14 protein-coding genes are annotated in these 15,770 nt (G+C 42.1%); all 14 read left to right on the top strand.

All coding sequences use genetic code 11. From position 1 onward, the window contains the following. Positions 1 to 39 precede the first annotated feature (39 nt). The gene (locus ACFVSH_RS03390) at positions 40 to 1,077 is read left to right on the top strand and encodes a DUF3048 domain-containing protein (RefSeq protein WP_387601633.1); all 1,038 of its coding nucleotides are present in this window, start codon (positions 40 to 42) and stop codon (positions 1,075 to 1,077) included. Between the two features lie 26 nt (positions 1,078 to 1,103). Further along, positions 1,104 to 1,418 (top strand): YerC/YecD family TrpR-related protein, encoded by a 315-nt coding sequence (locus ACFVSH_RS03385; protein WP_034306094.1) that lies wholly within the window; start codon positions 1,104 to 1,106, stop codon positions 1,416 to 1,418. A gap of 219 nt (positions 1,419 to 1,637) precedes the next feature. After that, entirely contained in the window at positions 1,638 to 2,321 is a 684-nt protein-coding gene (pcrB, locus tag ACFVSH_RS03380) for a heptaprenylglyceryl phosphate synthase (protein ID WP_063235730.1), read from the top strand. A 61-nt stretch (positions 2,322 to 2,382) separates the two neighbouring features. After that, a complete protein-coding gene (pcrA, locus tag ACFVSH_RS03375) occupies positions 2,383 to 4,629 on the top strand; it encodes a DNA helicase PcrA (RefSeq protein ID WP_387704873.1) in 2,247 nt (748 codons plus the stop codon). Between the two features lie 103 nt (positions 4,630 to 4,732). Continuing rightward, entirely contained in the window at positions 4,733 to 6,739 is a 2,007-nt protein-coding gene (gene ligA, locus ACFVSH_RS03370) for an NAD-dependent DNA ligase LigA (protein ID WP_387704871.1), read from the top strand. Positions 6,740 to 6,750: 11 nt separating this feature from the next. Next, positions 6,751 to 7,920: a CamS family sex pheromone protein gene (locus ACFVSH_RS03365; protein ID WP_387601640.1), complete on the top strand. Its 1,170-nt coding sequence runs from the start codon at positions 6,751 to 6,753 to the stop codon at positions 7,918 to 7,920. 375 nt (positions 7,921 to 8,295) lie between these two features. Beyond that, complete coding sequence (gene gatC, locus ACFVSH_RS03360; RefSeq protein WP_076372748.1) at positions 8,296 to 8,586, top strand: Asp-tRNA(Asn)/Glu-tRNA(Gln) amidotransferase subunit GatC; 291 nt, start codon at positions 8,296 to 8,298, stop codon at positions 8,584 to 8,586. Positions 8,587 to 8,598: 12 nt separating this feature from the next. Beyond that, the gene (gene gatA / locus ACFVSH_RS03355; protein ID WP_230301323.1) at positions 8,599 to 10,059 is read left to right on the top strand and encodes an Asp-tRNA(Asn)/Glu-tRNA(Gln) amidotransferase subunit GatA; all 1,461 of its coding nucleotides are present in this window, start codon (positions 8,599 to 8,601) and stop codon (positions 10,057 to 10,059) included. Between the two features lie 12 nt (positions 10,060 to 10,071). Then, on the top strand, positions 10,072 to 11,499 hold the full coding sequence (gene gatB / locus ACFVSH_RS03350) for an Asp-tRNA(Asn)/Glu-tRNA(Gln) amidotransferase subunit GatB (RefSeq protein WP_076372752.1): 1,428 nt from the start codon (positions 10,072 to 10,074) through the stop codon (positions 11,497 to 11,499). Between the two features lie 165 nt (positions 11,500 to 11,664). After that, positions 11,665 to 12,207 (top strand): RNA polymerase sigma factor, encoded by a 543-nt coding sequence (locus tag ACFVSH_RS03345; protein ID WP_387601645.1) that lies wholly within the window; start codon positions 11,665 to 11,667, stop codon positions 12,205 to 12,207. Then, positions 12,204 to 12,677: a hypothetical protein gene (locus ACFVSH_RS03340; protein WP_387601647.1), complete on the top strand. Its 474-nt coding sequence runs from the start codon at positions 12,204 to 12,206 to the stop codon at positions 12,675 to 12,677. Before ACFVSH_RS03345 ends, ACFVSH_RS03340 begins: the two co-directional genes overlap by 4 nt. After that, positions 12,670 to 13,740: a hypothetical protein gene (locus ACFVSH_RS03335; RefSeq protein WP_387704869.1), complete on the top strand. Its 1,071-nt coding sequence runs from the start codon at positions 12,670 to 12,672 to the stop codon at positions 13,738 to 13,740. The genes ACFVSH_RS03340 and ACFVSH_RS03335 overlap by 8 nt, the downstream gene beginning before the upstream one ends. Beyond that, positions 13,737 to 14,660, top strand: coding sequence for a hypothetical protein (locus tag ACFVSH_RS03330; RefSeq protein ID WP_387704867.1), 924 nt, complete (start codon positions 13,737 to 13,739; stop codon positions 14,658 to 14,660). Before ACFVSH_RS03335 ends, ACFVSH_RS03330 begins: the two co-directional genes overlap by 4 nt. Before the next feature lie 175 nt (positions 14,661 to 14,835). Continuing rightward, the gene (locus ACFVSH_RS03325; RefSeq protein ID WP_260288233.1) at positions 14,836 to 15,750 is read left to right on the top strand and encodes a diacylglycerol kinase; all 915 of its coding nucleotides are present in this window, start codon (positions 14,836 to 14,838) and stop codon (positions 15,748 to 15,750) included. Positions 15,751 to 15,770: the final 20 nt, after the last annotated feature.

Genomic DNA, 15,770 nt, shown 5'->3' with positions numbered 1-15,770 from the left:
TAAGAGAAGAAATGGCTAATAAATCAGAGGAGTGGAAAGATGAATTTTAAGAGAGTTCTTTTCATGGTTATTGCTATTTTACTGCTGGCAGGCTGTTCTACGAAAGAAGATCCTGCATCGGATGACAGTAAGCCGAAAGACCAAGCTGTCATCAAAAATACAGATGTGAAAAATGAACCTTCCAATGAGTTTCCACTTACAGGTATAGCCACTGATACAGGCAGTGATCGAAGGGCTGCAGCAGTGATGATTAATAATCATCCGGAAGCACGCCCACAATCGGGCCTCTCAGAAGCCGATATGGTCTACGAAATGCTTGCAGAAGGTGACATAACCAGATTTTTAGCTATCTTCCAAAGTGAAATGCCAAGCCAAATCGGTCCGATTCGGAGTGCAAGGGACTATTATATCGAATTGGCTAAAGGCCTTGATTGCATCTATGTCTGTCATGGGAATAGCCCCGAGGCAAAAACCATGCTGGACAAAGGGTATATTGATAACTTGAACGGATTATATTATGATGGTACTTTGTTTCAACGTTCGGCAGATAGAAAAGCACCGCATAATTCCTACACCACCTTTGAAGATATCCAAAAAGGTGCGAAGGAAAAGGGGTATGAGTTGAATGGTGCACCGGAGCCTTATGCCTTCCTTACAAAGGAAGAGGCGGCTGGCCTTCAAGGGGAACCGGCATTGAAAACCGAGGTTTCCTACGGATCAGACGAGTATGATGTTCAGTATGAATACGAAGCCACGGAAGAGAAATATAAACGTTATTCGAATGGAGAGCAAACAGTCGAACATAAATCGAGTGAACCTATTTTACTGGATAATATATTGATCATTGAGGCTGCTCATCAAGTGATCGACGATAAAGGGCGTCGTAAAATCGACTTGAAAAGTGGCGGAAAAGGTTATTTACTTCAAAAAGGAAAAGCGAATGAAGTAGAATGGGTTAATAAGGATGGTCGGATTATACCAGTGAAAAACGATAAAGAGGTAGGGTTGATTCCAGGGAAAACATGGGTCAATATTATTCCGGATGAACCTGGTTTAGTAGGAGACGTCTCATTTTGATACCCATGAAATTGAGGGGGAGTAACATGCAAATTGATAAGTTGAGAGGAAAAGAAACGGATCAGCTGTTTAAGTCGATCCTTTCCTTGCGTGATTTGGACGAATGCTATCGATTTTTTGATGATTTATGCACGGTTAATGAAATTTCATCACTGGCACAGCGTCTTGAAGTAGCCCGCATGCTTGAAGAAGGGAAAACCTATCATAAAATCGAAACGGAAACGGGTGCAAGCACGGCTACGATTTCCAGGGTCAAACGCTGCTTGAATTACGGAAATGACGCTTATTCCATGGCTCTTAACCGTATTAAGGATAACGTCGAGGAAACAACTGAATCTTAATTCTTTCGATTATAATAAAAAGCCGGGAATTCATTTCCCGGCTTTTTACTTTGAGTCCAGCACTTTCTTTGCCGGCTGTCTTTCAGCCGTATCCATGTTATATTGGATTTTAGATTCAGAGGTTCCATTTGGTAATAACATTTTATCGATACTTCTCTTTTTTAATGAAAAATCTTAATGCTATAATGGTGTAATGGGAAGTGTGAATGGAGGATTATAATGTACGATTTTCGCGAGTGGAAACATGTTTTCAAACTCGATCCAAATAAAGAAATAAGTGATGAAGCCCTTGAAAAAGTTTGTGAATCCGGTACCGATGCAATAATGGTCGGGGGAACGGATGGAATCACGCTTGAGAATGTGCTTCATTTAATGGCACGTGTGAGACGATATACCGTCCCATGTGTGATGGAAATTTCTTCTGTTGAAACGGTGACGCCAGGTTTTGATTTATATTTCATTCCGAGTGTACTGAATAGTACCAACCCGGATTGGATGATGAAACTGCATCAGCAAGCAGTCAAGGAATACGGATACCTTTTGAATTGGGATGAAATTTTCGTTGAAGGGTACTGTATCCTAAATCCTGAGTGCAAGGCGGCCCAATTGACGAAAGCCAATACCGATTTGGATATGGATGATGTGGGTGCATACGCGATGATGGCGGAAAAAATGTTTAACCTGCCGATTTTTTATTTGGAATACAGCGGTGATTACGGCGATGTCCAGATGGTGGAAGCGGCCAAAGAGAGTTTGGAGGATACCGTACTATTCTATGGCGGCGGTATAAAATCGGTTGAACAAGCCAAAGAGATGTCTAAGATTGCGGATGTCATCGTTGTCGGCAATGTGATTTATGAAGATTTGAAAGTGGCACTTGCAACAGTTTCGGCAGTTAAATGAAAACATGTAATAAATATAGTATACTAAAACAGAAACGAATGTTCGTATAGGTGGTGTGATAATGCAATATTTAGCGGAAAAATTACTAATAGGTTTGAATGAACAGCAACAAAAAGCAGTGAAATCAACTGATGGCCCACTTTTAATCATGGCTGGGGCAGGAAGTGGAAAGACGCGTGTGCTGACTCACCGAATAGCTTACTTGATGGTCGAGAAGGAAATAGCGCCTTGGAACATCCTTGCAATCACGTTCACCAACAAGGCGGCACGTGAGATGAAGGAGAGGATCCGTGCCATACTAGGCGGTGCATCCGAAGATATCTGGATTTCGACTTTCCACTCGATGTGTGTCCGAATTTTACGAAGAGATATTGACCGTATCGGATTTAATAGGAACTTCTCGATATTGGATACGACGGATCAGCAATCGGTCATAAAACAAATCATGAAAGATCGTAATATGGATACAAAGAAATATGATTACCGTGCCATTTTGGGCAGCATCAGTTCAGCGAAAAATGAATTGGTCGGGCCGGAAGAGTACCTGAAGACGGCGTCTGATTACTTCACTAAAGTAACTGCCGATGTATATACGGAATATCAAAAACGGCTGCGTAAAAATTCAGCGCTCGATTTCGATGATTTGATCATGATGACGATTCAATTGTTCCAGCTCGTACCTGAGGTGCTTGAATATTATCAGCGTAAATTTCAATACATTCATGTTGATGAGTACCAAGATACGAATAGGGCTCAATACATGCTTGTTAAACTATTGGCTTCACGCTTCCGTAATCTCTGTGTTGTCGGGGATTCCGATCAATCGATCTATCGTTGGCGCGGTGCGGATATTGCGAATATCCTTTCATTTGAAAAAGATTACCCGAATGCCAACATGATTTTCCTTGAACAGAATTACCGCTCGACGAAAAAGATTCTTGAAGCGGCGAATAAGGTCATCGATAACAATCAAAACCGGAAGCCGAAAAATCTTTGGACCGAGAATGCTGATGGCAATAAGATATTCTATTACCGTGCGGACAATGAACAAGGGGAAGCGCAATTTGTAGCCGGTAAGATAAATGAGTTAGTGCAGGCCGGCAGCAGGAAATATTCAGATATAGCAATACTTTACAGGACAAATGCACAATCACGTGTCATGGAGGAAGTTCTGCTTAAATCCAATATAAATTATGCAATAGTCGGGGGCACCAAGTTCTATGACCGTAAAGAGATTAAGGATTTACTTGCCTATCTTCGCCTTATTGCGAATCCCGATGATGACATCAGTCTCCGCCGTGTAATCAATGTACCAAAACGCGGAATTGGTGCAACTTCAATGGACAAAGTGGCAGATTATGCAGATCAATATGATGTTTCCATCTATAAAGCACTCGAATCCGTTGAAATGGCAGGGATAAGCGGGAAGGCTACCAAAGCGGCAAGGGAATTCCATACGCTGATCACTAACTATACAAATCAGCAGGAATATTTATCCGTAACGGAACTTGTGGAGGAAGTCATTAAGAAAACCGGTTACCGTGAGATGCTGCAGGCAGAAAAAACGATTGAATCACAAAGCCGGCTTGAAAATATAGATGAGTTTTTATCTGTTACGAAAGCATTCGAAGATAACAGCGAGGACAAATCATTGGTGGGCTTTTTGACTGACCTGGCGTTGGTTGCCGACATAGACCAACTTGATGAGAATTCCGAAGAAGCTACAAATACGGTAACGTTGATGACACTGCATTCAGCGAAGGGACTTGAATATCCGGTGGTCTTCCTATTGGGCCTTGAAGAAGGGGTTTTCCCTCACAGCCGCTCGCTTATGGATGAAGAGGAGATGGAAGAAGAACGCCGTCTGGCTTATGTGGGAATTACAAGGGCTGAAAATGAGCTATTCATAAGCAATGCCCAAATGCGGACATTGTATGGACGGACGAGCATGAATCCTGTTTCACGTTTCATTAATGAAATACCAGAGGAACTACTTGAAGATTTAAAACCGAAACCGGCTCCTAGAGCAAGGCAAACACCTTTCAGTTCTTCAAGAACCGGATCTCCTTCAACAGCTTCAACAAGAAAAGTGCCTGCCTTTGGAAGAGCTGTTTCTGCACCATCCGCAACGGGCGGTGAAGAAATCGGCTGGGCTGTCGGCGACCGTGCATCCCATAAAAAATGGGGTATAGGAACCGTGGTGAGCGTAAAAGGGGAAGGCGAAGGCAAGGAACTGGATATAGCCTTCCCAAGTCCAATTGGCATCAAACGCCTATTGGCGAAATTTGCACCAGTTGAAAAAGCATAAGCTATTAATATGCTTATACTGGTAAAGAATAGGGATATCTGACTTTAGACACCGCTCTTCTAAAAGAAGTGCGGTGGAGTCTTCTTTAGAAAGGATTGAACGTATGGACTTACAAGCTGCAGAGAAGAAAGTTCTAGAACTGCAAACGTTATTGAACCAATACAGCTATGAATATTATGTAATGGACCAGCCATCAGTACCTGATGCTGAATATGATCGGCTACTCCGTGAACTTATTGAGTATGAGGAGAAATTTCCGGAACTGCAAACGGCGGACTCACCGACACAACGGGTCGGTGGCGCCATTTTGGATATGTTTGAAAAAGTAGAGCATACCACACCGATGCTTAGTTTAGGCAATGCCTTCAATGAAAGTGACTTACGAGATTTTGACAGAAAGGTCAGACAATCCGTAGGTGACGATTTTTCCTATGTATGTGAATTGAAAATTGATGGACTTGCCGTCACTCTTCAATATGAGAATGGATTTTTCGTAAGAGGGGCAACTCGTGGAGATGGAACGATCGGTGAAGATATTACCGCTAATTTGAAAACGATCAAGTCGATTCCATTGAAGTTGCGGGAGCCGGTTGCCATAGAAGTGCGCGGTGAGGCCTTCATGCCAAAAAAATCATTCGAATCATTGAACAAGGCCAAAGAAGAACGCGGTGAGGAACCATTTGCAAACCCACGAAATGCGGCTGCCGGTTCGTTAAGGCAGCTTGACCCAAAACTCGCTGCAAAACGGAACTTGGATATTTTCCTTTATGCGATTGCCAATTTTGGGGAAACAGGGGTCCGTTCCCACAGTGAGGGTCTGGATTTATTGGATCGCCTCGGGTTTAAGACGAATCGGGAAAGAAAAACATGCTCCAATATAGAGGAAGTAATAGCTTATATAGTAGAATGGACGGAGCAACGTCCAAACTTAGCCTATGATATTGATGGAATTGTCGTTAAGGTGAATTCCCTTGAACAGCAGGATGAATTAGGTTTTACTGCAAAAAGTCCGCGATGGGCCATTGCTTATAAATTCCCAGCTGAAGAAGTCATTACAACCCTAAGGGATATCGAGCTGAATGTGGGCCGTACGGGTGTATTGACTCCGACCGCAGTTTTGGATCCCGTTCGGGTAGCAGGTACGACTGTGCAGCGAGCTTCACTTCATAACGAAGACTTAATCCGTGAAAAGGACATCAGAATCGGAGATCAAGTGGTCGTGAAAAAAGCGGGCGATATCATTCCAGAGGTGGTCAATGTACTGGTAGAGCGCCGTACAGGGGAAGAAGTCGAGTTTAAGATGCCGGCTGAGTGCCCGGAATGCAGCAGTGAACTTGTCCGGCTGGAGGGAGAGGTTGCTTTACGCTGCATCAACCCGAAGTGTCCTGCACAAATAAGGGAAGGCTTGATTCACTTTGTTTCCCGTACAGCAATGAATATAGACAGTCTTGGTGAAAAAGTGATTAGCTTGTTGTTTAAAGAACAACTCATACAAGATGTGGCTGATATTTATAAGCTTACATACGATCAACTGATTGCTTTGGAAAGGATGGGGGATAAATCCGTCAATAAACTTCTTCAAGCAATCGAAGCTTCGAAAACCAATTCGTTGGAAAAATTACTATTCGGGCTGGGCATTCGCCATGTTGGTTCAAAAGCGGCCAAGACACTGGCACGGGAGTTCGGGACGATGGAAGCCTTAAGCAAGGCGAGCCGTGAAGACCTAACGTCCATTAATGAAATTGGTGATAAGATGGCCGATTCCATCGTAGCCTATTTTGAATTGGAAGAAGTCCATGCGTTACTCAATGAATTGGAAGCAGCCGGTGTGAACCTTACGTATAAGGGGCCAAGAGCTGTTGTCATTGAAGAAATCGATTCCATTTTTGCCGGTAAAACAGTCGTTTTAACGGGTAAATTGCATCAGTTAACACGTAACGAAGCAAAAGAGAAATTAGAGGCGCTAGGAGCTAACGTTGCTGGAAGTGTCAGCAAGAAAACCGATTTGGTAATAGCTGGCGAAGATGCCGGTTCCAAACTGGAAAAAGCGGAAAGCCTAGGCGTCATGGTATGGGATGAAGAGAGACTGATTGAGGAACTAAATAAATAAGAGGTGTAGCTATGAGGAAACACTCTATTTTGGGGATGATTCTTATACTGCTTCTTGCTGGATGTGCGCCTAGTTTTGAGGATAAGCAAGAGGTAGTTCAAGACTCCAAAGACAAAAAAGAAACGGCAATTATTCCGAAGTATAAAATTTCGGATGAATACTATCAAACAATCCTACCGTTTGAACCATCAAAAGCACGCGGTTTGGTCGTATCCAATCTAAATACCCGATATGACATTGAAGAATTCGAAAATGGATTGATGCGGTTGGCCCAAACCCAATTCGACCCGGAAGATTACCTGTTTCAAGAGGGGCAAATGCTGGATAGTTCCACGATATCTTCTTGGTTGAACAGAAAATATACCGATAGTCAGTTGAAAGAAAAGAAGATGAAGGCCTCAGAGAACCTTGGCTTGAATCCGGTTGATCCAGGTAAAGGAGACATTGATAAGCGGAATGAAGATAATCCAATTTATCTTGCTCATATTTTAGAACATAATTACTTGGTCAAAACAAAGGATAATTCAGTGAGCCTAGGCGGGGTTGTAATAGGTCTTGCGTTGAATTCAGTGCATTACTATCAAAAAGAGGCATTCGGTGCCACCTATGAAAATAAAATCGATAGTAAAGAGCTAAAGCAAGAAGGGGAGAAAATTGCTGCAGAAGTATTAAAAAGGCTGCGTAAAATGGACAAGCTGAAAAATGTTCCGATTACGATTGCCCTATTCGAGCAAAATGAAAAATCCTCAGTAGTCCCTGGGAATTTCATTTCCTATACAAATATCGATAAAAACTCTGACAATATTGGAAAATGGACGAACTTGAATGAAGAGTATTTCCTATTTCCTTCTGCTAGTGCTGAAAAAAAATACCGCGATGACGTCAATACTTTCACGAACTTTAAAGAAGATGTCGAAGAATACTTCCCTAACTTTAATGGAGTCATCGGCAGGGCGTTCTATATGGATGATCAATTGCAAAGTCTGAACATCGATATCCCGATTCAATTTTATGGGAACTCGGAAGCGATTGGCTTTACCCAATATGTTGCGGGGCTTGTAATGGAACGTTTCCCGAACTACATTGCCGTACAGGTATCCATTACCTCTGTAAATGGACCTGAAGCGCTCATAGTCCGTGAAGCAAATCAAGACGAACCAACCGTGCATATATACGAATGAAAAAAGATGAAGCTTAACGGCTTCATCTTTTTTGTGAATAAAATTTGGAGCTATTTTTTGCGAATTTGAAAATATCCTTTAACTTAGAACAAAAATATATATTAGGAAGTAAACCCTTCCATCTTAGGAAGCAAATGCATGATAAAGGGAACATTTGTCGAATTTCACAGGCCTTATTGTCATTTCCCCGGAAATTCCGGCAACTTCCCCATATTTCCCGGAAAATATCTCTTTTTCCTTATGAAATAATTGATTTTCGACATTGTATCTCTTGTTGCTTTACTGTGCAATAGTTTGATATGATTTAAACGATGATTATATGGAGAAAAGCGACGAAATTCAGTCGATTTGGATATTTTTTCGGAGGTGAAGAGAATGTCACGTATTTCTATGGAACAAGTTAAACACGTTGCCCATTTGGCTCGTTTGGCCATTACGGAAGAAGAAGCACAACAGTTTCAGCATCAGCTTGACCAAATGATTTCATTCGCGGAGCAGTTGAATGAGCTTGATACGGATCAAGTAAACCCGACTTCTCACGTTTTGGATATGAAGAATGTTATGCGCGAAGATGTCGCAAAACCAGGATTGCCAGTAGAAGAAGTAGTTAAAAATGCACCGGATAGCAAAGAAGGGTATATCCGTGTACCATCTATAATTGAATAAGGAGGGACAATGATGTCGTTGTTCGAACAAAAGGTTTCTGAGCTTCATGAACGCTTACATAAGAAAGAGATAAGTGTCACTGATCTTGTTAACGAATCGTATAAGCGGATCGGACAGGTAGAGGACAAGGTGAAGGCATTTTTGACACTTGATGAAGAAAATGCCCGCAGTCAAGCAAAACGATTGGATGATCAATTGGTAAAAGGCGAGAACGAAGGCGCTTTATTTGGAATGCCAATCGGAGTGAAGGATAATATTGTCACTAAAAATTTGCGTACGACTTGTGCGAGCAAAATTTTGGAGAACTTTGATCCAATCTATGATGCAACCGTTGTTCAAAAACTGCAAAAAGCAGAAACGGTTACGATTGGAAAATTGAATATGGATGAGTTTGCGATGGGTTCCTCTAATGAGAACTCCGCATTTCAAGCAACACGCAACCCATGGAACACGGAATATGTGCCAGGAGGTTCTTCGGGTGGTTCAGCTGCATCTGTCGCTTCCGGTGAAGTCCTATTCTCTTTAGGTTCCGATACGGGTGGTTCAATCCGCCAACCAGCTGCATATTGTGGAGTTGTCGGCTTAAAACCTACATATGGACGGGTTTCCCGCTTCGGACTTGTAGCTTTTGCGTCCTCATTGGACCAAATTGGGCCGGTCACAAGAACGGTTGAAGATAACGCTTATTTGCTTGAAGCGATTTCAGGTGTAGATCCAATGGATTCGACCTCTGCTAATGTTGACGTGCCGAGTTTTGTGAATTCATTAACAGGCGATGTTAGAGGATTGAAAATAGCCGTGCCTAAAGAATATCTTGGTGAAGGCGTTGGCGAAGAGGCACGTAATTCCGTACTTGAAGCGTTAAAAGTATTAGAGGGGCTTGGAGCTGAGTGGGAAGAGGTATCCTTGCCGCATTCCAAATATGCCTTAGCTGCCTATTATCTACTTTCTTCATCTGAAGCTTCGGCTAACCTTTCACGTTTTGACGGAGTGCGTTACGGGCATCGTACAGATAATGCAGAAACTCTTATAGAAATGTATAAGCAAACCCGTGCAGAAGGATTCGGTGACGAAGTGAAACGCCGTATCATGCTTGGAACATTCTCCTTAAGTTCCGGTTATTATGATGCTTATTATAAAAAGGCTCAAAAAGTGCGTACGTTAATCAAAAAAGACTTTGAAGATGTTTTTGAAAAATACGATGTCATCGTTGGGCCGACTACACCTACGCCTGCATTTAAAATTGGTGAGAAAGTCGACGATCCACTAACGATGTATGCCAATGATATCTTGACGATTCCAGTCAACCTTGCTGGTGTACCGGGTATATCCGTGCCATGTGGATTCGCAGCGAATGGGCTTCCGCTTGGACTGCAAATGATTGGAAAGCATTTTGATGAAAGTACGATTTACCGCGCGGCTCACGCATTTGAGCAAGCAACAGATTTTCATAAACAATTTCCTAAGCTGTAAGGGGTGAAAAAAATGGACTTTGAAACGGTGATTGGTCTAGAAGTACACGTAGAATTAAAAACGGATTCTAAAATTTTCTCGGCGAGCCCAAACCATTTTGGTGCCGCTCCAAATAGTAACACGACTGTAATCGACCTAGGTTACCCAGGTGTATTGCCTGTCGTCAATAAAAAGGCTGTTGATTTTGCAATGAAGGCTGCAATTGCCCTGAATTGCGAAGTGGCGGAAATTACGAAATTCGACCGGAAAAACTATTTTTACCCGGACAATCCTAAAGCATACCAAATTTCACAGTTCGATCAGCCGATCGGTGAGCATGGTTGGATTGAAATCGAAGTGGGCGGCAAGAAAAAGAAAATTGGCATTACCCGCATTCATATGGAAGAGGATGCTGGAAAGCTGACACATAAAGGGAATTATTCACTTTGTGATTATAACCGCCAAGGTACGCCACTTGTTGAAATCGTATCTGAACCGGATATCACTTCCCCGGAAGAGGCTTATGCTTATCTGGAAAAGTTGAAATCGATCATTCAATACACCGGCGTTTCCGATTGTAAAATGGAAGAAGGCTCACTTCGCTGTGATGCAAACATTTCCTTGAAACCTGTCGGGCAAAAGGAATTCGGTACGAAAACCGAATTGAAAAACTTGAACTCATTCAACTTCGTTCGAAAAGGATTGGAGCATGAGGAAATCCGACAAGCGGAAATCTTGAATGAAGGCGGCATAATCGAACAGGAAACTCGCCGGTTCGACGAAGCTACAGGCAGAACGGTATTAATGCGAATTAAGGAAGGCTCCGATGATTACCGTTACTTCCCGGAACCGGACTTATTGACAATCCATATCGATGAAGAATGGAAAGCACGTATCGCTGCCGAGATCCCGGAACTTCCGGATGCCCGGAAAAAACGTTATGTCGAAGAGTTCGGCTTACCTGAATATGATGCAGCCGTTTTAACGGTAACGAAAGAAAGTGCCGATTTCTTTGAAGCGACAGTCGCTTCAGGCGCGGATGCGAAACTAGCATCCAACTGGATCATGGGTGAGGTTTCCGCTTTCTTGAATGCAGAAGGTAAAGAGCTGCATGATGTCAAATTGACTGCTGAATCGTTGGCTGGAATGATCAAGCTGATTGAAGATGGCACGATTTCTTCTAAAATCGCTAAAAAAGTTTTCAAAGAATTGATTGAAAACGGCGGAGATGCTGAAACGATCGTCAAGGAGAAGGGACTAGTCCAAATTTCCGATGAAGGCGCATTGCGTACAGCCGTTGAAGAAGCATTGAATAATAACCCGCAATCGATTGAAGACTTTAAGGCCGGTAAACAAAAAGCAATCGGCTTCCTAGTCGGGCAAATCATGAAAGCGACAAAAGGACAAGCCAATCCACAGCTTGTTAATAAAATTTTGGTGGAAGAAATCAATAAACGTTAATTATGACCGTATCACTTTTAAAGTGGTACGGTTTTCTCTTGGTTAAGAAAAGGGTTCACTGTGAAAGGCATAAAAAAAATTTTAATTTTTTTTGAGTTATCTGTAGGGTGACTCCCTTTTGTGTCGTCTATTACATGAATGTTTAACAGGAAAGGAGGAAGAGAAGTGACGGATGAGTTAGTTGAGAAGGTTAGGGCTGGGAATGAGCATGCATTCCGAATATTGATCGAAACTTATAAACAGACGGTTTATAGAACCGTTTATTCTGTCTTGCGGAATCAAAAGGATGCAGAAGATGTTACTCAGGAAGTCTTTATCAAAATCTACACTTCTCTTTCTCAATATAAGAACCAAGGTTTCAAAACTTGGATTACCCGAATTGCGGTCAATCATGCAATCGATCTAAAAAGAAAGAGGGAACGCCAAAAGGAAGAATTGCAGGACGAACATTCATCGGAAGCAAATATGGGCTTAACTGATGATGTCGAGGCAGTATTTTTTCGGAATGAAAGGCGAAAGCAAGTATTACGGAAGCTGAATGACCTTCCAGAGGGATATCGGGATGTTGTATATGGCTATTACATAAAGGAAAAGACATTCAAGCAAATTGCAGAAGAACAGCAGATTCAAGTGAAATCTGTGGAGGTAAAGCTATATCGGGCAAGAAATTGGATGAGAAAACATTGGAAAGAGGAGGATTTTTCATGAATCATGTTCCTGAAGCAGAATGGGTTGCATATTTGGCAGATAAAATACCAGAGGCTCTAAAAATTGAATATGAAAATCATCTATACTCCTGTGACAAGTGTTTGTCCGCCTATATGGAAGCGATGGAAATAGAAGAAATCAGTCAGGGCATTGAAGGATTTGATATTGATATTGCAGGTCCTGTCATGGACTCGATTAGCCGATTAAAAGTTGGTACTGTTGAAGGGGAAAAGCAACACCGAAAAGAGAAATCACTTCGGACGATAACAAGACATTACCTGATTGCTGCCGGGTTTACGATCTTATTGATGGCAGGCGGAGTATTTCAATCATTGACAGAATACATGGATTCTGTGGAATCAAGCAGTGAAAAGGAAACACAGTCCTTAACCGATGGACTTATTGATAAAACATTTAATTGGATGGAAACTATCGAAAAGAAAAATAAGGAGGGGTTTAGTAATGAATAAAAGTCCGGTTTTAGCTTTTTTATTATCTTTTCTGCCAGGTTTCGGACATTTTTACCTAGGAAAGAAATATAAAGGGTTATTTTATTTTCTTGCCACGGCTGGATTGGGGCTTGGTGGTCTTCTTCTTTCGTTAATCAGTCATTCGGATGCGTTTCTGGCTTTTTCCATTATTGGAATGGTGTTTTATTTCATCAGTATATTTGATCTGGTGGTCACCTCACTGAGGAACCCTAAAAGTGAAGAGGATGTAGGGGGAATGGCAGATCAGCCGGAAACGGAAAGATTTTATGTAATCATCCTATCATTCGTTCCTGGATTAGGGCATTTTCAGCTGGGCCTCATGAATCGTGGGCTTATTTTTCTCATAGGCTTTTTAGGCCTTGGCATCATGGTGATATTCATCAGTGTGATGACACAAATGGAAGGTCTGTTAATTTTCATGGCACTATTGCCTGTTATCTGGATTTACAGCTTTTTTGATTCTGTTCAACAGCTGAATAAAAAGCAAAGGGGCGAGGAGCTTATCGATCGGACCGTTTTGGAAGATTTCGAGGAGAGGCGGGAATCCGGGAAGAAGAGTAAATCGGTCGCGACTTTATTCGCTATTTTCCCTGGTGCAGGTCACTTATATTTGGGGCTGCAAAAACGTGGGATACAATTGATGGCCGGCTTTTTATTCGCCATTTATATACTGGATTTACTCAGGTTAGGCTTCTTCTTTTTCCTTATTCCGATTATCTGGTTTTATAGTTTTTTTGATGGATTGCAAAAAGCCTCAAAAATGGAAGAGGGTCCAGTAGAAGATACGCCCATCATTTCTGGAATGGTCAATCATCAAAAATGGGTAGGATTTGGGTTGGTGGGACTTGGAATTTACTTCTTGGCCAGTAATATTATTGTCCCGGCCATTGCTCCTCATTTAGATGAATGGATTGGAAGCAACTTGGAATACTGGTTTAGAGATTATTTTCAAAAAGGTCTTGTATGTATCCTTCTTATAGGCGGGGGAATCAAATTGCTGTCGGGAAGTAAAAAAGGGAGAGCCAAGGAGGAGACAAAATGAGAACATGGAGAGTCGGAACGATTTCAATGGGGATCTCCCTGCTTGGTTTGGGTTTGGTTTTACTGGTTTCTCAAATTGCGGATATGAATTTGACGACGATTCTGCTATCATGGTGGCCGTTGCTGTTCATTATCTTGGGTGGAGAGATTCTACTTTATATTTATTTTTCGAGAAAAGAAAGTTCTTTTGTAAAGTATGATATTCTTAGCATTCTTTTCGTGGGATTGCTTGGAACGACGGGAATAGTTTTAATTCTGCTAACATCAAGCGGATTGATGGATCAAGTCAGGGCTGCCGTGAATAGTGAAGAGAAAACGGTCAATTTGCCTGGTTTCAATCAAAACGCAGGGAAAGGCATACAGAGAGTTGTCCTGGACTCTGGTACATACCCATTGACTATTGAAAGTGGTAATGACGGGAAAGTTTCCGTTTTTGGAACATATGGTGAGCGGGTAATGAAAGATGCTGATACGTTGTTGAAGAAGTCGGAAGATTATTTACTCGTTGAGAGAAGTGGTGATACGCTTTATATTAGCTTCAAGGATTTGCCGATTCAAAATGGACTTTTGGACAGTGGTGCAAAGAATCTTAAAGCAACTCTTATAATCCCTGCTGAGTTGGCAGTGGAGATAGACGGACAAAGTACCGATCTTGTCTTGAAGCCTAGAAAACTCTTGAATGACTGGAGTGTGAAGGATAGCGGAAATCTAAGTGTATTCCTTCAGGATAATAGTGATATCAAGATAGATGCTAGAGGGGTCGAGGAACTTGAAGGTCCAAAGAATGGCTGGAAGATGACTGAAGTGAAAGAAACAAGTGAAGAAGGCATTGTAAAAAAGAATGGGATACTCAATATGGGTAAAGGGAAACATACTTTAACGGTTACCGATACATTTAACGTGAATGTTCAATATCCATGAAATCATTTACTAGAATAAAATTGTAAAAAGCATTATAATTTCCCTGATACGATTTCTAGTAAAATGCAAAAGATATGGACCGAAATACGGTCCTCTTTTTTTCGAATATTGCTTTTCATGTAACGAAGGATTAAGATGTAAATTATGGAATCAATATATATAAGGATGATGGGAAATGAAAAGAGCAAGGTTGATTTACAACCCGACTTCGGGCCGGGAAGCCATTAAGAGGAGCCTGCCAGGTGTGCTAGCAAAACTTGAAGAAGCTGGTTATGAAGCTTCTGCACATGCGACGACCGGCGCTGGGGATGCGACGAAAGCGGCTAAGATAGCGATTGAACGCGGCTATGATATAGTTATTGCAGCAGGGGGCGACGGTACGATTTATGAGGTTGTTAATGGACTGGCCACTGCAGAGAAACGTCCAAAACTAGGAATCATTCCGACGGGAACGACTAATGATTTCGCGCGGGCGCTGCATTTACCGAAGACGATCGAAGGGGCGGCGGAAATTATTGCCAGTGGGCATACGATGCCAGTCGATATTGGAAAAATGAATGATAGGTATTTCATCAATATTGCTGGCGGAGGCAGATTGACCGAATTGACCTACGACGTGCCGATCAAGCTGAAAACCATGCTTGGTCAGCTAGCGTACTATATTAAAGGAATTGAAATGCTTCCTTCAATTAAGCCGACGGAAGTTTCTATTGAATATGATGGAAAGATTTTTGAAGGAGAGATCATGCTTTTCTTGGTGGCTAACACAAATTCGGTCGGCGGCTTCGAGAAACTGGCTCCTGATGCCTCTTTGAATGATGGGATGTTCACGTTGCTTATTTTGAAAAAGGCAAACCTCGCTGATATTGTCCGTGTCGCGACATTGGCAATGCGCGGTGAGCATATCCATGATAAGAATGTCATTTATGAAAAAGCCAACCGAATTAAAGTACATGCCAAAAAGGACATGATGCTTAATTTGGATGGGGAATTTGGCGGGATGGCCCCAGCTGAATTCGTAAATCAGTACCGCCATTTTGATGTATTCATCCCGCAAGGAATATTGCCGGACGATCCGGCTAATAAATAGGGTGAAAGGGCCACTGAATC

The sequence above is a fragment of the Peribacillus sp. NPDC058002 genome (genome assembly GCF_042886655.1).
GTDB classification, from domain to species: Bacteria; Bacillota; Bacilli; order Bacillales; family DSM-1321; genus Peribacillus; species Peribacillus aracenensis.
Note: the sequence above shows the minus strand (reverse complement) of the source record. Positions and strands in the feature narration are given on the sequence as shown.